Origin of the sequence: Andreprevotia lacus DSM 23236 (genome assembly GCF_900176275.1) — a bacterium.
Lineage (GTDB): Bacteria > Pseudomonadota > Gammaproteobacteria > Burkholderiales > Chitinibacteraceae > Andreprevotia > Andreprevotia lacus.
This window is the reverse complement of the sequence record NZ_FWXD01000012.1, coordinates 41,229-60,799: the sequence shown is the minus strand read 5'-3', so window position 1 is coordinate 60,799 and position 19,571 is coordinate 41,229. Positions and strand designations below refer to the sequence as shown.

Below are 19,571 nucleotides of genomic sequence, written 5' to 3'. Positions count from 1 at the left end.
TAAACGATCGAGCATTGCCGACATGGATCGATTGCGCGCTTTTGAAGTCTTCGCCACCGTGGTCAGCCGGGGCAGCTTTACCCGCGCTGCCGATGCGCTCGATACCTCACCGGCCAACGTCACCCGCTACGTCAATGAACTGGAGGCGCATCTGGGCACGCGGTTGCTCAACCGCAGCTCGCGCCGGCTCTCGCTGACCGAAAGCGGCGAGGCGCTGTACGAGCGCTGCAAGAGCATTCTTGATGAAGTGGCCGAGGCTGAAGCGCTGGCCAGCGCCGGCAGCATTCACCCGCGCGGGCGCTTGCGCATCAACGCGCCGCTGAGCTTCGGCATTCTGCATCTGGCGCCGCTGTGGCCACGGTTCATGGCGCGTTACCCGGACATCGGGCTGGATGTGGAATTGAGTGATCGCGTGGTCGATCTGGTCGAGGATGGCTATGACCTGGCCATTCGCATCTCACGCGCCGGCAGCGCCAGCTTGGCAGCACGCAAGCTGGCCACCTCGCGCAATGTGATTGCGGCATCGCCCGCCTATCTGGACCGGCATGGCACGCCGCGCACGCCCGCCGATCTGCAGGCGCATGAGTGCATCATCTACAGCCATATCGGCAGTGAATGGCCGCTGGTCGATCCGGCTGGCAAGCCCTGCCCGACCAAGGTGCGCGGCCAGCTCTACACCAATAATGGCGACAGCGCGCGCGCTGCCGCACTGGCCGACCGTGGTTTGATCTGGCAACCCACCTTTCTGATCGGCGACGATCTGCGTGCGGGCCGGCTGGTGACCGTGCTGCCGGACTACCGCTTGCCCGACATCGACATCCTGGCGCTCTACCCCAGCCGCCGCCATCTGGGCGCCAAGGTGCGGGTGATGATCGATTTTCTGGTGGAAGCGTTCAGCGGCATAGCGCCTTGGGACGCGGGCATCGCACGCTGAACGCGGCTTGTACGCGCTATTGGGCGCCCCACTCGTGCACATAAGCCGGCGTGGGTACTGCGTTTTGCGCGTCTACCTCCGGCGGCAAGGCCTGAACTGTCATCGGCAATACCCCCGCCCAGGCCGGCCAGGCCATATCGTCTTCGTCATCCTGCACGCCGCCGCTGCGCACCTTGGCGGCGGCTTCGGCCAGCGGGATGCGCATGATGGAAGTGGCGGCAAATTCCTTGGCATTGCCCGGTCGTGCTTCATGCTCGCGCCCTGGCGCGATCTTGTGCATGAATACATCCATCAAGCGGCGCTTTTCGGCTTCGTCGCTCACCAGCTCGAAACGGCCGTAGATCACCACCGAGCGATAGTTCATCGAGTGGTTGAATGCCGAACGCGCCAGCACCAGCCCATCCAGATGCGTGATGTTCACGCACACATCGCGCGGCGACAGCAGCTGACGCGTCAAGCGCCCGCCGTTGGAGCCATGCACATACAGGTACTCGCCATCGCGCCAGCAGGCGGTCGGGATGCAATGCGTGTTCTCGCCATCGTGAAAAGCGATCTGGCACAGGTAGGCAGCATCGACGATGTTTTGCACGGTGGATGATGCGTAATCGGCATTCTCGGCAATGCGGCGGACGCGGGTGCGCGGGCTGGGGGGCACGCCGGTTTCGTTCATGGTGAGGGCACTCCTGCAATTGCGGTATCGAAAGCCGGCAGCTTAGTTTAGGATTGGCCCCTTACCTAGACCCACTCAACACCAATCAGATAGAGCCAAATGGATTACGCCCTGCTGTTTGCCAATCATCCCTCGCGCCGGCACGACGACATGCCCCGCCAGCGCCAGCTCTACCTGTGCCTGCGCGATGCCATTCTGGATGGCACGCTGCCGGCCGGCACCGCGCTGCAATCGAGCCGCAGCCTGGCAGGCGAGCTGGCCGTGGCGCGCAACAGCGTGCTGTATGCCTATGAGCAACTGGCTGCCGAGGGGTTGGTCGAAACGCAGCGCCAGCGCACCGTCGTGGCGGCCATGCTGCTCAAATCAGCCACCGTGCCGGCCGCTGCTGCCACGCCGCGCCTGTCGCGCCGCAGCGGCTATGTCAGCGCATCCGAAGAGGGGCCGGATACACAGCAAGCCTTTACCCCCGGCGTGCCCGATCTGGCGGATTTTCCGCTGGCTGCGTGGCGGCGCCTGCTTGACCAGGCCTGGCGCGACAGCCCGCCGCAGCGGCTGGGTTATGGCGACCTGCAGGGCGAAGCCCCATTGCGCAACGCCATTGCCGAACACGTGCGGCTGACGCGCGGCGTGCGCTGCACGCCCGGGCAGGTGTTCGTCACCGACGGCACGCAGCAAAGCCTGGACCTGTGTGCGCGCGCACTGGCCGACGTGGACGATATCGCCTGGATGGAAAGCCCCGGCTACGGCGGCGCGCTGACCGCCCTGCTCGGCGCCGGGCTGCAGGTGGTCGGCCAGCCGGTGGACGACAGCGGCATCGACCTCAGCCGGGCGGACTGGCAGCAGCCACCCAAGCTGATTTATGTCACCCCCTCCCACCAATACCCGCTGGGCGCTGTGCTCAGCCTGCCCCGCCGGCTGGACCTGCTGGCCCACGCACGCCAGCACGATTGCTGGATCATCGAAGACGATTACGACAGCGAATTCCGCCACGACGGCCAGCCTCTGCCGGCACTGCAAGGGCTGGAGGCCGATGCACCGGTGCTGTATCTGGGCACCTTCAGCAAATCGCTGATGCCGGCGCTGCGCATCGGCTTCATGGTCGTGCCCGAGGGGCTAGTCGCGCCGTTGAAGCGGCTGGTACGCCACAGCGTGCCGCGCGGTCGTCAGCCCGAGCAGCTGGCACTGGCCGAATGCCTGCGCAGCGGGCTGTTTGCCAGCCATTTGCGCCGCATGCGCAAGCTTTACCGCGAGCGACGCGATGCCCTGATTACCGCGCTACAACAGATGCTGCCACAAGCCGGCATTCACGGCGCCAGCGCCGGCATGCACCTGGCCATCACACTGCCACCCGACTATCCCGACACCGCCATCCTCGGCCACGCTGCAGCGCACGGTCTGGTGGTGCGTGCGCTCAGTCAACACCACGTCGGCGGGCCGGCAGCAAACACCTGCAACGGTTTGATACTGGGGTATGCGCAAGTGGCGACAGCGCATATACCGGTGCTGGTACGCCAACTGGCAGCGACGGTTGACGCGACAAGGCTGGTCTCGCTCGCCTCTTCCCCGGCGGTACGGCCCACGCATCATTGAACAATCAAGCAACATTAACGCAAGAAATTAGTCAGAAAATCGCCCGACATTTACACTGGGCGCCAAAGCTGCACTGCTGCGGCTCTCTGCTACAGGATCATCAATGGATTATCACGCCATCTCCCCGATCAGCCATCCAGCCGGCACCGGCGCCCGCTGGTTGAAACAAGGCTGGACGCAGTTCAAACAAGCGCCGCTGCGCTGGTGCCTGCTGGCGTTGCTGCTGGTCGCACCGAATGTTGCGGCACGCTTCCTGCCCGTTGGCGGCACCTTGGCCGTAACGATGCTCTACCCGCCCTTGCTGTGCATCTTCGCAGGCATCATTCGCACTGCAGACAGCACGGGCCAGATCAGTCTGTCTGCCGGCTTGGCAGCTTTCGCCCCGCGATGGCAATTTGCCTTGGGCTTGGGGCTCGTTTCCAGCTTGCTGAGTCTGATGTTGCAACTGGTCGTGGCAAGCTGGCTGAGCATTCCCTATGGCGTCATGTTCGACCAACAAGCGCTGGTCATCTGGTTTGCTACGCATGGTGCCGGCCACTATTTGCTGCTCATGCTGCCATTGATGCTGCCGGCGATGGCGCTGACCTACTTTGCCCCGCAGGAAGGCACCTTGCACCAGCGCAGTCTGCTGCAGTCGCTCAAGGCCAGTTTCATCGGTACCTTGCGCAACATACTGCCGTTGCTCGGGCTGATCCTGCTTGCCGCTCTCATCCTGGTGGCACTGCTGCTCGTGCTGATCGTGATCGTCGTCATACTGGTCGTGCTGGCCAAGCTTGGCGGCCTCAACCTCGTTGGCGGCGCCTGGATATCGGTACTGCCTCCGGTGATCACGATCATCATGATGGTGCCACTGATGGCAATCGGCCTCCTCACTCATTTCCATAGCTGGAAAGACATTTTCTCCACGGCAGCACCGCAAGCGGCCTGACGCTGACGCCGGGGACGCTTCCTGGCCTCTGTACCCATCCACAATTGCGCTTGGTGCCGCGATCGCGACACTCGCGCAGCCGTGCCGCTGGGGGCGTGCTCACCCCTGGAGGTCATCCTGTGCGCCCACACCGTTCAGCCGCCGCAGCACCTGCGAGGCCAGCGCCCCTTCGCCCGCACCAAATCCCCGGTTGTGCGGGTTGGTGTTCTGTTCAGCAGTGACGTCCTGCCACAGTTCCACCGCGCGCAGCGTCACATGGGCAGGATCAGTGTCGAGTTCAAAATCGATGAAGCGCCCGTCCTCGGTCAGCAAGCACCCCCAAACACGCGGCATGCCGGGAAAATCGAGCTTCATCCAGACAATGATGGCGCGTTGCGGGTCGATCCCTTGCTGCGCTGCCTGCTGCTGCAATGCAGTCGGCCACGGATGCGCACGCCAATGCGCGGCACAGCGGGCAATGCCGGCATGGGTCAGCGCGTTCTGTTGCTGGACGTTGCGCTGCCGTGCCATTGCCATGTGCTCCTTAGCGCGCGCCCAGCAAACGCTCAATCCGGCGATCCGGTATCAGCCAGATGCCGGCCACCACCAGATAAAGCAGCTGCGCCAGCCATTGCGAGACAAAGGCCAGCGGAATGGCGATGGCGTAGATCACCACCGACAACATGCCCTTGCGATCCTTGCCTATGGCCTGGGCCAGCAGCGAATCCTTGCCTTCGATGGCAATGATGCAGTGCGCCAGCATCCAGTAGGCCACGCCCGCCATCAGCAGCACGGCGCCATACAGTGCGGTGGGCACGGGCGCGAAGTGGTTCTCGCCCATCCAGCCGGTCACAAAGGGCAGCAAGGACAGCCAGAACAGCAGATGCAGATTGGCCCACAGCACGCCGCCGCGCACCTGTTTCACCGCATGCAGCATGTGGTGGTGGTTGTTCCAGTAGATACCCACGTAAACAAAGCTGAGCACATAGCAGAACAGCACCGGCAGCAAGGGCAGCAGCGCCGACAGCGTTTCGCCATGCGGCACTTTCAGCTCCAGCACCATGATGGTGATGATGATGGCCAGCACGCCGTCGCTGAAGGCTTCAAGGCGGTTCTTGTTCATGTGCGCTCCTCGCGGCTGTGCCGGCGTTTTTTGTCTGAATGTGGCGGCATGGTAGCGCATGCCGATAACGCCCGACACCCGGCAATGCTGCGTCAATCAGAACAACAGCATAAACAAGATACCCCTATAATGGACTTTCCTTTTTCTTGCTCCAGCCCAAAGCGGCAGCGTGCCGGATGGGCGCCACCGGCAGCCTGTCCTGTGCGTGCTGCGCCTCCCTCATGTCCGATCTGAACGCCATCCTCTCCGCTGCCTTCCAGGCCCACCAGAACAACGATATCGCCACAGCGATACGCGGTTATCAAACCGTGCTGCAGCAGCTGCCAGGCAACTGGCAGGTGCGTACCCTGCTGGCAACCGCACAATTGCAGTCTGGTGATCTGGCGGGGGCCGAGGCCGGCTTTATGGCCTCGCTGCAACTGAATCAGGGACAGGCCGATGCCTGGCTCAATCTGGGCAATGTTCGGCGCGAGCGCGGCGCCTTGCAGGATGCACTGGCAGCGTTCGATCAATGCCTGGCGCTGAATGCCGACTTTCCGCCGGCCTGGGTCAATCGCGGCAACGTGCTCACCGCGTTGGGCCGCCATGCCGATGCCATCAGCAGCCATCAACGCGCGCTGGCGCTGGCGCCCGATTACGCCGACGCGCACGGCAACCTCGCCATCGCTTATTGGGAGCAACGCGACTTTGCCGCAGCGCTCGCCGCTGCCGAGCAAGCCATTGCGCTCGACAATGCCGACCCGGCCCCGTGGCTGACGCGTGGTCATGCACTACGCGGCTTGAGCCGCTATGCCGACAGCCTGCAAAGCTACGAAGCCGCGCTGGCACGCAACCCGAGCCATGCGCACGCATGGCAGAACAAGGCCAATGCGCTGTGCGATCTGGGCCGCCATGCCGAGGCACTGCAAAGCTACGCGCAGGCACTGCAGCTGACCCCCGACGATGCCGACATCCAGTGGGCGATTGCGCTGACGCAACTGCAGCTGGGCCAGTTTGCCGAGGGCTGGGCCAACTACGAAGCACGCTGGCGCTTGCCCAGCCGTGCCGGCGACCTGGCGCGCTTTGCAATCCCGCGCTGGGCTGGCGAGCCACTGCAAGGCAAGCGCATCGTACTGCACACCGAGCAGGGCTTTGGCGATGCCATCCAGTTCAGCCGCTTTGCGCTGACGCTGCTGGCACAGGGCGCCCACGTCACACTGGAGGTAAAGGCGCCGCTGCAAACGCTGCTGCAATCGCTGTCGCCGGCCATCCAGATCGTTGCGCAAGCCGGCAGCAGCTTTGCCGACCACGATTACCATTGCCCACTGATGAGCCTGCCGCATGTACTGGGCACTACGCTGGCCACGCTGCCGGCGCAAACACCCTATCTGCATGCCAGTCGTGCACGCCAAGCCGAATGGGCCGCACGATTGGGCGCGCCCTCCGCGCTGCGGGTGGGTCTGGTCTGGTCGGGCAGCCCCACGCACAAGGATGACTATTCGCGCTCCATCCCGCTGGCGCAGCTGGCCGGCTTGGTCGCCACACCGGGTACCGAGTTCCACAGCCTGCATGAACGCGTGCGCGACAGCGATCAGGCCGCGCTGGCGCAACTACCCATCACCAGCCACGCAGACAGGCTGAGTGATTTTGAAGCCACTGCGGCACTGATCAGCCAGCTTGATCTGGTCATCACCGTCGACACCGCCGTGGCGCATCTGGCCGGGGCACTGGGCAAACCGGTGTGGGTACTGCTGCCGGTATCGCCCGATTTCCGCTGGCTGCTCGATCGCAGCGACAACCCCTGGTATCCCGATGCACGGCTGTTCCGCCAGCGGCAAGCCGGCGACTGGCCGGGCGTGCTGGCCGAGGCTGGTGCAGCGCTGGCGTTGCTTGCTTCCCAACATGCGGGCACGCCCGCCTGAATCACTTACCGGAGGAGATACTCATGCGCTACTTGCCCCTGCTTGCTGTGTTGTTGTTGCCGCTGCCTGCGTTCGCCATCAACGTCTGTACCGATGCCGCCGGCAAGGTCAGCTATCAGGATGACCCCTGCCCGGAGCTGCCCAGCAACAAGGCGATACAACCGGTACGCGCCAGCAAGCTCACACCGCGCGTGGTGCAGGACACGATCAGCCGCTACAGCCAGGCGCTGCAGGCGCGCGACTATGCAGCGGCCCGGCGCTTTCACTCCAGCCAGCTGGTGGTGGAAATCACCAACAAAAAAGGCACCGCCCGCTACGACGGTCGTACCTTTGGTGAAATGACCAGGCGCGTATTGCAGGCAGCCCAGCGCTATCAGGTGAGCACACGGTGCGACACGCCGAAAATCGAGGCGGATCGCGCCATGGTCACCTGCCAGGTCAACGAGCAAATGGTGCTGAACAACAAGCCCATGGGCGGAACGTCGACTGAACAATACGTCTTCGTGCTGGAAGATGGCCAGGCCCGCTATCTGAGCGTTGCAGCCAAAACTGATTGAGCCTGGGCATGCGCACATCCAGACAGCTCGGCAAATTTGACCGCTACGCACTGCTGGCCGGGCTGGGCCTGCTGCTGGCCTTTGCGCTTTGGTGGTGGAGCAACGGCAGCGCTCACGCGGTGCGTGGCCCGACGCACCTGCAGCTGGGCGGCGATGGGCGCGTCTATGTGGGGCTGGAGCAAGAGCTGGTGGTATTCAACCAGAACGGCGTGCAGCAGGAACGCATTCCGCTGTCGCGCTTTGGCGTGGACATGCTGGTTGGCGATTTCCTGATCGACAAGCAGAGGCGCATCATTCTGCGCCGCCCCGTGGGCGATGGCCCGCCCGGCAAGGGACTGCGCGTGTACATGCGCAAGAACGGCAAGGGCATCGACGAAGTCCCGGAGGGCGACACCGCGCTGCAGCGCTGCCCCTTGCAAGGCGGCACTTGCGAACCGTTCGCGCCGGCCTTTCGCAGCACCCGTACTTTCAAGCTGTGGCTGGATGAAAAACGCAACGCACTCTTCCTGGCCGATACCGCCCAGCACCGGCTGCTGCGCCTGTCCCGCGATGGCGAGCTGCAGGCCAGATCAGAATACGGATACCGTTTCCCCAATACGGTGCAGATCGGCCACGACGGCCTGCTGTACGTGGCCAACACCGACTTCCACCGTATCAGCGCAGTCAGCCCCGAGCAGGCCGATTTCGGCACCGTCCGCGACGAGCGGTTTTTGTCTGATTCGGAACTGGATCGGCGTAGCGACTTTCCCGCCGCCGCAGCCGAGGCCGCGGATGGCACGCTCTGGGTCATCGATGACGACCACCACATGGCCAATGGCAAACTGTTGATGCTGCCTGCCAACGGCACCGCGCAAACGCTGGAGATCGAACAACCATCTGGCGCAGACCCCACCGCCTTGCTGGCGATAGGCAAGCGCATGCTGGTGGTGGACCCGGGCCGGCTGGAAGTCCGCCAGTACGATCTGAATGGCAAGATACTGGCGCCTTTCGGTGATGCCGCCTTTCGATCCGGCCTGGAGTCGCAATTCCTGCAAAAGCGCGTGATGCGTGCACTCTCCTATTTTGCGGTTGCACTGCTGCTCGCGCTGGGCGCTGCACTGATCGCGCTCAACATCCTGCAACGGCGCGAGCAGCAAGCCGCCTAGCCCACCGCCTGCCGGCGTAACGCCTGCAGCGCGGCTTTGACAGCTATGGTGGAACAAGAGCCGCCCGCTGCCCTGGCAGCATGGACTGGCCGTCTGCCGCTGCCCGCCAGCGGTTGACAGCCGGCATGCCGACCAGACGGGGTGGCCCGCTACGCGGAGTTAGCCATGCCGGCTGCCCCTCCCCCACTGCGATCAGCCTCCTTGTGGCACCGGCCCGGCAGGGGCCTGCTCGCTGCCGTCTGCTTCACCGTCGCGCTGCTGGCGCTGCCTGCCAGCGCCGACGATGCCAACCCCGTCGCGCCGCTGGCCACACTCCCCCTGGAATATGTACAAGGCCTGCCACTGCTGCAGGCGCGCATCAACGGCAGGGATATCGGTTATCTGCTGTTCGATACCGGCGGGTCGTTTGCACTGGATGCCCAGACCAGCGATGCGCTGGCGCTGCCGCGAGGCAAGCCGATCCGCCTGCTGGGCATGGGTACGGCAACCGCCCAAAGCCAGCGCATCCGCGCCACGACACTGCAACTGGGCGATCTCACCTTGCAGGACGTCGATGGAGTCAACACCGATTTGTCCTTTCTGCGCCAGGCATTCCACGATGTACCTGTTGTGGGCATCATCGGCGCCGAGCTTTACCTGCACCAGCCCCTTGCCATCGATCACGATCACGACGAGCTACGGGTCTACCCGCCCGGAAGCAACCCGTTTGCCGGCAAACCCAACCCGGTTCCCCTGTTGAGCAGCGGCCATGACGGGCAAAAACTGGTGGTGCCGGCACGCATCGGCAACTCCGACAGCAAGATCGTGCTCGACAGCGGCTACGATGCCGCGCTGGCCATCGTCGGCGAGCACGCCGGCTCGCTGCAGCGCACTGGCCCGTTACGGCGTCTGGTGGGCAGTGGCATCGGCGGAACCAACCTTTACCAGATTGCCCTTGCCGAGCCGATCAGCCTGTTCGGCCAGCGCCTGCCGCCGCAAGTGGCCGAGTTCTATCTCAGCCCGCAATCGGCCGCCCCCATCCTCAATGAAATCGATGCCTATGTCGGGCCACCGCTGCTGCGACGCTTCAACCTGTACATCGACAAGCCCCGCGCGCTGCTGCACGCCGAACTGCGCCCGCCAGGCTGCGAGCACCCGCAATACGGGAACAGCGGCCTGATCGCATGGAAAACCGCGCAGGGATTCGCCATCTCGACCGTGCTGCCGCACAGCCCGGCGGCCAACGCCGGTTTGCGCCGTGGCATGCTGATTACCCGCGTCGATTCACTGCCTGCTGACGCGATCGGTCAATGCGAACTCGACAGCAAGCTGGATGGCGCAACGGGCACACGCGTCCGCCTGCGACTGCAGACGCCAGCACCAGACGCAGTGGAGTTGCAACTGGAGCCGCTGTTTGCCTCACCCTGAGCAGCCCGTGCACCATGTGGCCTGCTGCTGCCGGGTAGCACAGCTAGAGGCTGATCACCCTGTTCCGCCCACCGCTCTTGGCCTGGTACAGCGCCTGATCGGCGCGCTCCAGCACAGGCTGCAACAACTCGTGCGCGCCCCAGCCGGTCACGCCGATGCTGATGGTAAAGGAGATGCGTTGCTGATCCGGCAACACCACGGTTTGCTGCGCCAGTGCCAGACGCAGGCGCTCGGCCAGCACCTGTGCCTGTTCGGGTCCCGTACCCGGCAGCAGGATGGAAAACTCCTCGCCCCCCATGCGCGCAACGATGTCAATGATGCGGCAGGTTTCGCGGCACACCTCGGCCAGCCGCTCCAGCACCTGGTCGCCAGCGGCGTGGCCGAATGCATCATTGACCTGCTTGAAGTGATCAATGTCCAGCGCCAGCACGCTGAGCGGCTGCTGCAGGCGGGCGCTGCGCGCCTGTTCCTGTGCCGCACGCTCCAGAAACGAGCGGCGATTGAGCAAATGGGTGAGCGGATCGGTGCGGGCCAGATGATCCAGCCGGGCAATCAGCTCGACGTTTTCGTTCAGTGCCGCAGTCAGCTGGGCATTGGCGGCCGACAGCTTCTGCGTCACCTCGCGCACCTCGCCCAGGTCGGACACGATTTCAAAGAACTGCGGCTCGTCGCCCACCGGCGTGCCCAGCGAAATGACCAGTGACTGCGCCCAGAAACGCTGCCCGTTGCTGCGGGTGCCGGCAAATTCGAAGCGCACCGGGTTACCCTGCGATGCCATGGCCAGCACATGGTGGAAATCGACCCCGACGGCTATCCAGCCCAGCGTGGCGTGGTTCTCGCCCAGCAAGCCCGACGCCGGGCAACCGACCAGGCGGCAAAAATGCTCGCTGACATAGCTGTAGCGGCCCTGCGGGGTCAGCGTGGCCACCAGGGCATGGCTTTTCAGCGATTGCCACCAGCCACTGCTCTGCAAGGTGAGTTTTTTCAGTTCGCGCCGTGCACGCCAGTCATCGGTGGCATCGATGACGAAACCGGCCACACCATCCAGATTGCCTTCGGTGTCCAGCACCGCCTGACGCTGCATGCGCCACAGCCGCTGGCGACCATCCTGCAGTTGCACCATGACCTCGTTGCCATAGGGCTCACCGCGAGCCAGCGTGGTGCAATCTGCCCGCCCCATAGGCTCGGCCAGCCAGGGCGGCATGCACTCGGCGTCGGAGCGCCCGATGATCTGGCGCACCGGCAAATCGAGCATGTCGGCCCAGTGGCGGTTCACCCAGCGGTAGCGCAGATGGATATCCTTGACCCAGGCGGCATATGGCAGCAATTGTCCCAGCGCGGCGGCATCCATGTTCAGGTCTATGCCGGGCAGGTTCATTCGGTGAACTCCACGACATAGTGGTAGTAGTCGCTGCGAAAATAGGAATACGTCAGCTCAAGCGGGCTGCCATTCTGCATATAGCCCACACGCGTCAGCCGCAGGATGGAATCGCCGGGCTGAAAGTGGCAGCGTGCAGCCAGTGCGGCATCACACAAGGCGGCATCGATCTCCTCGACGGCGCGGAAGATGCTCAGATCGTTGTCACGCATGTATTGATAGAGCGAATCACCGACCTGCATCGGGTCGGGCATGAACACGGCCGGGATCGTCGTGGCCTCATAGCCCATCACGATATCGTCGGCGCGGCGTATGCGTCCCAACCGGGATACCAGTGCGCCGCCTTCCAGGTTGAGGCGCCACTGCTCGTCATGATTGGCCGAGGCTACCTCGCGCATGTGCCATTCGGTGCCCGGGGTAAATCCGCGTGCACGCAGCATCTCGGAAAAACTGGCCAGCCGTGCGATAGGCTGATCGAGCTTGGGCGTGATGACATAGTTGCCATTGGCCTCGCGCCTCAGCCAGTGCTGCTGCGTCAGCGCATCCAGCCCTGCTTCCACCTCGGGCATGGCCATGCCCAGCACCTGGGCAAAATATTCTGCCTGCGGCAACGCTTCGCCCGGCAGCCAGTAGCCGGCCACCACTGCCACGCGCAGCTTCTGGAAAAACTGGATTTGTGCAGCCTGCGGCATGCCCGCATCCGGGGCCAAGGCCAGCAATTTTCGATCGAACCCGTATACATCCATCATGCCGGCCCAGCCCCCTTGCCTGCGTCAGTCAAACATCCGTTCTCACAGATGTTTTTAGACGATGGGCACAGCGCGCGCCGACAAATCGCGCCAGCCCGGCATGCAGGCAGGCCGTGGCGGCCCGCCCGCGAGGCGATCAGGTCGGGTCGACCGTGCCGGCCGCAATCATGCGCAGCGCGGTCAGGCTGGGCACGAAGAAGTATTCGCCGCCACGTGTTTCAACAAAGCGCGGCAGACGCGGCAGGATGTAAGGCGCGTCGTCGCTGGCCGGATCGACTTGCAACACCGCCTTGCTGGGGAAATGCTCGCTCTGGCTGTGGTTGCCGAGCAGGATTTCCTTGTCGTTGCCGGCCTTGAAGTCGTTGCCGTAATTGATCCACTGCTGCTGCACGAACTCGAACTGCCGGTTGATATCGGCATTGAGCATCATGATGATGATGCCATGGTTGCCGTCGTCGCGGCTGCGATCCTTCACCGTGCCATACGGCAGGCCACGGCGCAGCACGCGGCGGCGGTTGGCCAGCGCACCGGGGGTATCGAAAGCGCCTTCGCTGACGCTGAACGCACCGCAGACTTTGGCCGGGTCTTGCTCGTCACGCGTGAACTCCAGCGACGCACGCGGGTTGATGCGGCGGATATGCGCACTGAACGGGCAGCGGCCGCCGCTCATGTCCTCGTCGTAGGTGAAGTTGCTCAGCAGTTGATCCTTGCCGTGGCCATCGGCAGCCTTGTAGTCGGCATCGAAACGCGCCTTGCTGGCATCGTCCCACGCCTTGACGATGGGTGCGCCGTTATCGCGCCAGCGGCCGACAAACTTGGCCGCCAGCAGCTCCTTGCCGCCGGGATAGCGCTGGCCGTGTTCGTCCAGATAGCGTTCGAAAGTGCCGACATTCTCGTGCAGCTTGCGATAAATCATGTAGGTGCCGTTGCGCGCCAGCAGCAGCGGGCTGGGCGCAGGCGGGTATTCCAGTGCCTCGTCAGTATGGCCGAGCAGGAATTCGCCGGCGGCCAGCGGCGCCCACTGACCATTGGCCAGCTGTTTGCCACGACCATTGATGCGCTCGGCGTCATAGGGCACGCCCTCAAATACCGGGTCGCCGATGCCGTCGGTGTAGCCAAAGTGCTCCTTGCTGGTCGGCACGCCGTTTTCCAGCACGGCCTGCACATCCTGATAGTCGAGCAACTCGCCGTTGTCGCCACGATGGCCGCCCAGCAATGCCACGCCGCCCTGCTGCGCGGCTACTTGCTCCAGCAGCCAGCGATAGCCGGCTTCGACGCGCGCCTTGGCGTCATTCACTGCCGCCTGCACGGCGGCAGGCTTGGCATCCTTGGGCAAGGGCATCAGGCCGTTGATGGAGACGAAGATGTGCACATCGTGCTCGCGCGTTTCGCGGTTGTGCTGCCAGATCGGGTCCCAGTGCTCGGGCGCGCTCGGGCCATCGTCGCCAAGGATGTCCTTGCGATCCTTCATGCCGGCCACGAATTCGGGCGAAAAGCCGATCAGCGATTCACGCGGCAGGTCCAGCTCTTTCAGCCCCTGATAATTGAATGCCACATTCAGCGTCCACTCAGGCGGCGGCAGCTTGTCCGGGCCTTCGCCCCACTGCACCGCCGTGGTCACGCGACGGGTCAGCGCGGCAACAAAGGCGCGCCCCTTGGCCCCGTCACGAATATTGAAAAACACATAGCGGGCAGCCGGGTAACGAAAACGGCCATAGGCGCGCAGTACATTGCCCTGAATGTCCAGCAAATCCAGTTGGTAGGTCACGCTTGCAATCCTTGTTGGTCAGGGCAGCCGGTACTTGCCGGGCTCCCACGTGGGAGTGGCAAGCTCGTGCGGGGCAATCTGCTTCATGAAGGCCTGGAAGTTCTGCCGCAGGGTGGCGGTGGGCAAGCCCTGGTTGTCGACGGCAAAGCGGGCGAACTGCTGCTTGATGTAGAGCGCCTTGAGCTGCTCGGGCAACGGTTCGTCGTTGGAGCCGACAAAAAACAGCGATGCCGGCAGCGCACAACGCTGGATATAGGCAGCAAAGCCATCGGCATCCTTCACTTCGTCGAAGCCATAGCAGTATTGCCAGATCGATTCGACTTCCTTGCGTATGGCCTGCCACATGCCGCGCAGATACGGTGCGATATCGCCCGACGGGCCGACGTACACATTGGCCGAGAACACCAGATAACGCGACTTGAGCTGATCATGTGCAGGCATGGCGGCGCGGCGCAACCAGTCCGGCACCACCGGTAACCAGTCGTTGAGCGTGTCCGGTGCGCTGCCACCGGGTTGCGACTCGGTATACACGTTGTCGAGCACGAAATAGCGGCACAGATAGGTCTGTGGCACCGCTGTCATCGGGCTGTTGGGCAGCCCATTCCAGCCCTGCAGGATGCTGCGTACCTTGTCGGCGTAGGCGATCTGCTCGTCGGCAATGATGCCTGGCTTGATCGGTGACAGCACGGTCAGTGCATAGGCGTTGCCGCTGAGGTTGCCCATCAGTGCTTGCTCCCGTCGAGTTGGCCTTCGTGCCAGCGCTGGCGGCGTTCCACCTGATAGGCCGACATGCTGACGATGGGGGTGGGGTACATATCGCCCAGGTCGTGCTGCAAATCACGCAGCAAGGTGCGGTATTGCTTGGCGAAATCGTCATCGCTGGCGTCGCGCGTGGCGCTGTCGAAGTCCAGCAGCTTGGCCTTGACGATGCGCGCCGACTTCACGTCGTTGGACGTGGCCAGCGGATAGGCGTTGTAGTAATGCAGCGTATCGAGCTGGTTATAGCGGATGTATTTATGGAACGGGGTGAGTGATACCGATTTGGAATAACGCACGTTCCACTTCCAGAACATGTCCAGCCCGCTGGGAATGGCAAAGGTGAACGAATCGACGTATTGATCCCAGCTGCCGTTGAAGTTGCTGAAGAACAGCATGTAGGAATACTTGAGCGTTTCCCTGGGCTGGCTGGGGTGCACGTGCGGAAACTGGTCACGGCCAATGATGACCCAGCGCGCATAGTGAATCAGCGACAGCGTGATCAAGCCCTTGAGCGTGGCCGGGCGCTGCAGCGCCACCCAGAAGATCAGCTTGTTGAGCCACGCCGTATACCAGCGTATCGGCGTGATCACGTTCATTGCATAGGCTTTGCCCGCAATATTGGACATGGCAGCGTATCCCTCGGCCAGTTCATTTGCCCGGGGCACGGCTTACCCCAATAGCATAAATGGCTGACCAAGGTAGAGGCTTTAGCCTCAGCCAGCAAGCACTATTTGCATGCCTGCATGTAGGAAAGCGGGCCACATCACGCCGGGGCAGATTGCCCGCCCCGGCGCAGCATGAACTACTTGGCTACGGGCAGCAAATCCTTGGCCAGCTGCTTGAGCAAGGTCTGGTTGCGGTCACCGGTGATCTCCCAGAACATGGCACCACCCAGGTTTTTCTCCTTGATCAGCTTGAGCTTGTAGCCCAGCGATTCGCTGTCTTCATAGCTGACGAACTCGCCGCCGTCCGGGTTGTAGAGGAAAGGCGCCTTGGCGATGTTGTTCCAGTAGCGGGTAAAGCCCTTCTTGTTGACGAGCTTGTCTTCGATTTCGGTGTAATCCAGCGTGCCGTCCTCCCAGCTGCCCCGGCCCTTGCCATCGCACTGCTGATACTCGCCCTGTTTTTCGGCCGCGCATTTCTTCCAGCTCACACCATAGAACGGCACGCCGAGCACCAGTTTGTCGGCCGGTACGCCGGCCTTGAGCATCAGATCGACCAGCGAGGCCACATTGTTCTTGTCAGATGCGCCCGGCAGCATGGAGGCAGGGTCGTGATACAGCGGCGCCAGATGGCCGGATGACTTGCTCCAGGTGCCATTCAGGTCGTAGGCCATCACGTTGGCGAAATCCATGTACTGGATGGCCTTGCCCATTTCGGTATTGCCCATGAATTTCTCGCTGTTGCCCAGGGCTGCGGTCAGCAGATAGGGTCGGCCATCCTTCTTGCCTGCTTCATCCAGCGCGCTGCGCAGCGCAGCAAACAGCAAGGTGAAATTCTGCTTGTCCTCGGGGCGATAGACATTGGTTTCCAGCCCGCCGGATACCGGAAACTCCCAATCGATATCCACGCCGTCAAAGCTGTGCTCGCGGATGAACTCAACTGCGCTATCGGCAAACACCTTGCGCGATTGCTCGGTCAGCGCCACATCCGAGAACGACTTGGACCACGACCAGCCGCCCACCGAGATCAACGTCTGCAATGCCGGGTTTTGCCGTTTGAGACGCCGCAAGGCACCAAAATTGTTCTTGCCGCGCGTATCCACATTGGGATCGCCCACCGTAATACGGCCGTTGGCGATATTGGCAAATGCATAGTTGAGGTGCGTGATCTTGCTGGCATCGATATCGGATGGATAGTAATTGCGGCCGTATGCGCCCCACGAGATGTAATACGCCACTACCCGCTTGCCGGCAGCTACGGCAGGCTTGGCAGCCACTACCGCGCTGGCCGGTGTAGTCTCGGCCGCGTGGCAGATGCCGGCCAGTGCTGCCAGCAGGCAGGCAATCTTGAAACAGGTTTTCATGCGGGTCTCCCTTTTTTGTTATCAACCACCCACAGCACCCGCTATTGCAATGGCGGGCTCGGGTCGTCTTAATTACATACAAACAAGAACTTACATTCAACATCGATTTTTATAGCTCATCAAAAACTATAAAACGAATATTTAATTCTTTCCGGTTATCAATCGCCATCCCGCAAGATGCAAGGCACGCGGTTACCCACCGCGCCCTCCGGCCCGCAGGCAACCCGCCTGCGTGTGCCATCCAATACTTCGGGAGACCCCACGATGAAAATCGCCCTCTTGCTGGCCGTGGCGCTGGCATCCCTCTCCGGCCATGCACTGGCCGACAAACTCGATGACATCAAGAAAGCCGGCGTACTGCGCGTGGCCGCCTTTGACAGTAACCCGCCCTTCGGCTTTGTGGACGAAAAATCGCGCCAGCTGGCCGGCTTCGACATCGATATTGCGCAGGCACTGGCAAAAAAGCTTGGCGTGAAGCTGGAGCTGCAGGCCACCAACCCGGCCAACCGCATTCCGCTGCTGACCGCCAACAAGGTTGATCTGGTCGCGGCCAACTTCACCATCACCGACGAGCGCCGCAAACAGGTGTCGTTCAGCGTGCCTTATTTCGCCACCGGGCAGAAGTTCATTGCGCGCAAGGATGTGCTGAAAAAGCCGGACGACATCGTCAAGCTGCGCATCGGCGTAGACAAGGGCACCACGCAGGAAGCGCTGCTGCGCGAAAAGTACCCGCAAACCCCGGTCGTCGCCTATGACGACACGCCGCTGGCCTTTGCCGCGCTGCGCAATGGCAATGTACAGGCCATCACGCAGGACGATGCCAAACTGCTGGCGCTGCTGGCCAACGCACCGGACAAGACCAAGTACGAAATTTCGCCGTTCGCGCTGACGCGTGAATACCAGGGCATCGGCGTGCCGCTGGGCGAAGCGCGCCTGACCGATTTCGTGAACAGCACGCTGACCGAGCTGGAGAAATCCGGCGAGGTGCAGAAGATTTACGACCACTGGTTCGGCCCCAAGACCCGCGCCCCGCTGCCGCGCGATTTCCGCGTCGGCGACAAGACCTGATTGCACTGATCGGGTCTGCAGCCAGCCCTGCTGGTTACATATTTCACCCCTGAGCTACTTCATCTCCTTTCTTCGGCGGGCGCCTGCGCCCGCCATTTTTCATTGGGAGTTCGCCAATGACCGATTGGCTTGTCCATCCGCCACGCTGGCTGGGCAATGGCTGGCTGACCTTGCGTCATGTCGAGGCCATGCTCGATGGCCTGCTGTACACCAGCCTGCTCTCGCTGGCCGTCATCGCCACCGGTACCTTGCTGGGTTGCGCGCTGGGTATTGCCCGGCACCAGGCCCGGGCGCGCTGGCTGGCATGGCCGCTGGCGGCGCTGCACAACGGGGTGCGCAATGTGCCGCTGCTGGTGCAGGTGCTGTTCTGGTATTTCGGCATCGGCGCGCTGCTGCCCGAAAGCTGGATGCTGTGGCTGAACACGCCGCGCGTCTTGCTGCAACTGGGCGACTGGGCATTGCCGTGGCCATCGTTCGAGTTGCTGGCCGCGTGGTGGGCGCTGTCGCTGTACGCGACTGCCTTCATCGCGGGCGATATCCGCTCCGGCCTCAATGCAGTACCACCCGGCCAGTGGGAAGCTGCACGTGCCAGTGGCATGCGGCAGTGGCAGGTGCTGCGCTACGTCGTCCTGCCGCAGGCATGGCGCACCGCATGGCCACCGGTACTGGGCAGTTATCTGAACACCCTCAAGAACACCTCGCTGACCATGGCCATCGGTGTGATGGAGCTGTCTTACCGCGCGCGGCAGATCGATGCCGAAACACTGCTCACCTTCCAGTCGTTTGCACTGGCCAGCGTGCTGTATGTGCTGCTGATCGTGCTGGTACAACGCTTGCTGCGCCCGCGCCAACGCGCCGCATGGGGGGCTGCATGAATACCGGCATCGTCACCAACAATCTGTTGTTCTTTCTGGTTGGCGCCTGGCCAGCAGGGCCGCTGGGCGGGCTGGCGCTGACAGTCTTGCTGGGCGCCGGTGCCGGCCTGCTCGCCAGCGCGCTGGGCCTGGCGTGGGGCATTGCGCTGGCACAATGCCGTGGCTGGCTGCACCTGGCGCTGCACGCAAGCAGTGAATTGCTGCGCGCAATACCGGTGCTGCTGCTGATGTTCTGGTGCTACTTCCTGCTGCCCATCGTGTTCAAGGTGGATATCCCCGGCGTGCTCACGGTGCTGCTGGCGCTGGCGCTGGTCTCCGGCGCGTATCTGGCGCATGCGGTTGCTGCCGGTATCGCTGCCGTCCCCTCGGGCCAGCGCGAAGCAGCGCTGGCCTGCGGCCTGACACCGCGGCAGGCGCTGCGCTTTGTGCTGCTGCCGCAGGCACTGCGCACGGTGTGGCCGTCCTTCGTCAACCAGTGTGTGACTTTGCTCAAAGACACTTCGCTGGCCTATATCGTCGGCGTGGCCGAGTTCACCTTCGTCGCCAATCAGGTCAACAACCGCGAGCAGGTCTACCCGCTGGAAGTCTTCAGCTTCGTCGCGCTGGTCTACCTGCTGCTGTGCAGTGGCGTGCAGTGGCTGGGCAAGCGTTTGCTGGCGGGCAGGCACGCACCGAAGAGCGGCTAACAAACCCCAGCGGAGCGGTGCTGGCAAG

At 63.0% G+C, this 19,571-nt stretch carries 19 protein-coding genes; 10 read left to right on the top strand and 9 right to left on the bottom strand.

Annotated features, from left to right (window positions below; genetic code table 11):
* Nucleotides 1–22 precede the first annotated feature (22 nt).
* Nucleotides 23–934 carry a LysR family transcriptional regulator gene (locus B9A19_RS11415; protein WP_084090931.1) on the top strand — a complete coding sequence of 304 codons (912 nt, stop codon included), beginning with the start codon at nucleotides 23–25 and terminating at the stop codon, nucleotides 932–934.
* A 16-nt stretch (nucleotides 935–950) separates the two neighbouring features.
* Here B9A19_RS11415 and B9A19_RS11410 read toward each other — a convergent pair whose 3' ends face one another.
* Nucleotides 951–1,604, bottom strand: a complete 654-nt coding sequence (locus tag B9A19_RS11410; protein WP_084090930.1) for a pyridoxamine 5'-phosphate oxidase family protein — start codon at nucleotides 1,602–1,604, stop codon at nucleotides 951–953.
* A 99-nt stretch (nucleotides 1,605–1,703) separates the two neighbouring features.
* Between B9A19_RS11410 and pdxR the strand changes: the two genes are divergently transcribed.
* Together pdxR and B9A19_RS11400 are read left to right on the top strand one after the other, a co-directional pair.
* Nucleotides 1,704–3,194 (top strand): MocR-like pyridoxine biosynthesis transcription factor PdxR, encoded by a 1,491-nt coding sequence (pdxR, locus tag B9A19_RS11405; protein ID WP_084090929.1) that lies wholly within the window; start codon nucleotides 1,704–1,706, stop codon nucleotides 3,192–3,194.
* 103 nt (nucleotides 3,195–3,297) lie between these two features.
* Nucleotides 3,298–4,122, top strand: a complete 825-nt coding sequence (locus B9A19_RS11400; RefSeq protein ID WP_084090928.1) for a hypothetical protein — start codon at nucleotides 3,298–3,300, stop codon at nucleotides 4,120–4,122.
* Nucleotides 4,123–4,221: 99 nt separating this feature from the next.
* On the opposite strand, the gene B9A19_RS11395 is transcribed toward B9A19_RS11400, so the two are convergent.
* Both B9A19_RS11395 and B9A19_RS11390 read right to left on the bottom strand, forming a co-directional pair.
* The gene (locus tag B9A19_RS11395) at nucleotides 4,222–4,632 is read right to left on the bottom strand and encodes a hypothetical protein (protein WP_139798789.1); all 411 of its coding nucleotides are present in this window, start codon (nucleotides 4,630–4,632) and stop codon (nucleotides 4,222–4,224) included.
* Between the two features lie 13 nt (nucleotides 4,633–4,645).
* A complete protein-coding gene (locus B9A19_RS11390) occupies nucleotides 4,646–5,224 on the bottom strand; it encodes a TMEM175 family protein (protein WP_084090926.1) in 579 nt (192 codons plus the stop codon).
* A 221-nt stretch (nucleotides 5,225–5,445) separates the two neighbouring features.
* Here B9A19_RS11390 and B9A19_RS11385 point away from each other — a divergent pair, with 221 nt between their 5' ends.
* The 4 genes from B9A19_RS11385 (at nucleotide 5,446) to B9A19_RS11370 (ending at nucleotide 10,234) form a co-directional block, all read left to right on the top strand.
* Nucleotides 5,446–7,125, top strand: coding sequence for a tetratricopeptide repeat protein (locus B9A19_RS11385; RefSeq protein ID WP_176216891.1), 1,680 nt, complete (start codon nucleotides 5,446–5,448; stop codon nucleotides 7,123–7,125).
* Between the two features lie 23 nt (nucleotides 7,126–7,148).
* The gene (locus B9A19_RS11380; protein ID WP_084090924.1) at nucleotides 7,149–7,682 is read left to right on the top strand and encodes a DUF4124 domain-containing protein; all 534 of its coding nucleotides are present in this window, start codon (nucleotides 7,149–7,151) and stop codon (nucleotides 7,680–7,682) included.
* 8 nt (nucleotides 7,683–7,690) lie between these two features.
* Nucleotides 7,691–8,827, top strand: a complete 1,137-nt coding sequence (locus B9A19_RS11375; protein ID WP_084090923.1) for an NHL repeat-containing protein — start codon at nucleotides 7,691–7,693, stop codon at nucleotides 8,825–8,827.
* 201 nt (nucleotides 8,828–9,028) lie between these two features.
* A complete protein-coding gene (locus tag B9A19_RS11370) occupies nucleotides 9,029–10,234 on the top strand; it encodes an aspartyl protease family protein (RefSeq protein WP_176216890.1) in 1,206 nt (401 codons plus the stop codon).
* 43 nt (nucleotides 10,235–10,277) lie between these two features.
* On the opposite strand, the gene B9A19_RS11365 is transcribed toward B9A19_RS11370, so the two are convergent.
* The 6 genes from B9A19_RS11365 to B9A19_RS11340 form a co-directional block, all read right to left on the bottom strand.
* Nucleotides 10,278–11,612 carry a GGDEF domain-containing protein gene (locus B9A19_RS11365; protein ID WP_084090921.1) on the bottom strand — a complete coding sequence of 445 codons (1,335 nt, stop codon included), beginning with the start codon at nucleotides 11,610–11,612 and terminating at the stop codon, nucleotides 10,278–10,280.
* Nucleotides 11,609–12,304, bottom strand: coding sequence for a GntR family transcriptional regulator (locus B9A19_RS11360; protein ID WP_176216889.1), 696 nt, complete (start codon nucleotides 12,302–12,304; stop codon nucleotides 11,609–11,611). The genes B9A19_RS11365 and B9A19_RS11360 overlap by 4 nt, the downstream gene beginning before the upstream one ends.
* Nucleotides 12,305–12,497: 193 nt before the next feature.
* Nucleotides 12,498–14,129: a Dyp-type peroxidase gene (locus tag B9A19_RS11355; RefSeq protein ID WP_084090919.1), complete on the bottom strand. Its 1,632-nt coding sequence runs from the start codon at nucleotides 14,127–14,129 to the stop codon at nucleotides 12,498–12,500.
* Between the two features lie 18 nt (nucleotides 14,130–14,147).
* On the bottom strand, nucleotides 14,148–14,852 hold the full coding sequence (locus tag B9A19_RS11350) for a hypothetical protein (RefSeq protein WP_084090918.1): 705 nt from the start codon (nucleotides 14,850–14,852) through the stop codon (nucleotides 14,148–14,150).
* On the bottom strand, nucleotides 14,852–15,514 hold the full coding sequence (locus tag B9A19_RS11345; protein WP_084090917.1) for a hypothetical protein: 663 nt from the start codon (nucleotides 15,512–15,514) through the stop codon (nucleotides 14,852–14,854). Before B9A19_RS11345 ends, B9A19_RS11350 begins: the two co-directional genes overlap by 1 nt.
* Before the next feature lie 176 nt (nucleotides 15,515–15,690).
* The gene (locus B9A19_RS11340) at nucleotides 15,691–16,914 is read right to left on the bottom strand and encodes a glycoside hydrolase family 18 protein (RefSeq protein ID WP_084090916.1); all 1,224 of its coding nucleotides are present in this window, start codon (nucleotides 16,912–16,914) and stop codon (nucleotides 15,691–15,693) included.
* Nucleotides 16,915–17,178: 264 nt separating this feature from the next.
* On the opposite strand from B9A19_RS11340, the gene B9A19_RS11335 reads away from it, so the two are divergent.
* The 3 genes from B9A19_RS11335 to B9A19_RS11325 all read left to right on the top strand — a co-directional run bounded on the left by B9A19_RS11335 (nucleotide 17,179) and on the right by B9A19_RS11325 (nucleotide 19,543).
* Nucleotides 17,179–17,982, top strand: coding sequence for an ABC transporter substrate-binding protein (locus tag B9A19_RS11335; protein WP_084090915.1), 804 nt, complete (start codon nucleotides 17,179–17,181; stop codon nucleotides 17,980–17,982).
* A 116-nt stretch (nucleotides 17,983–18,098) separates the two neighbouring features.
* Nucleotides 18,099–18,857: an amino acid ABC transporter permease gene (locus B9A19_RS11330; RefSeq protein ID WP_084090914.1), complete on the top strand. Its 759-nt coding sequence runs from the start codon at nucleotides 18,099–18,101 to the stop codon at nucleotides 18,855–18,857.
* The gene (locus B9A19_RS11325; protein WP_084090913.1) at nucleotides 18,854–19,543 is read left to right on the top strand and encodes an amino acid ABC transporter permease; all 690 of its coding nucleotides are present in this window, start codon (nucleotides 18,854–18,856) and stop codon (nucleotides 19,541–19,543) included. The genes B9A19_RS11330 and B9A19_RS11325 overlap by 4 nt, the downstream gene beginning before the upstream one ends.
* The last annotated feature ends 28 nt before the right edge of the window (nucleotides 19,544–19,571 follow it).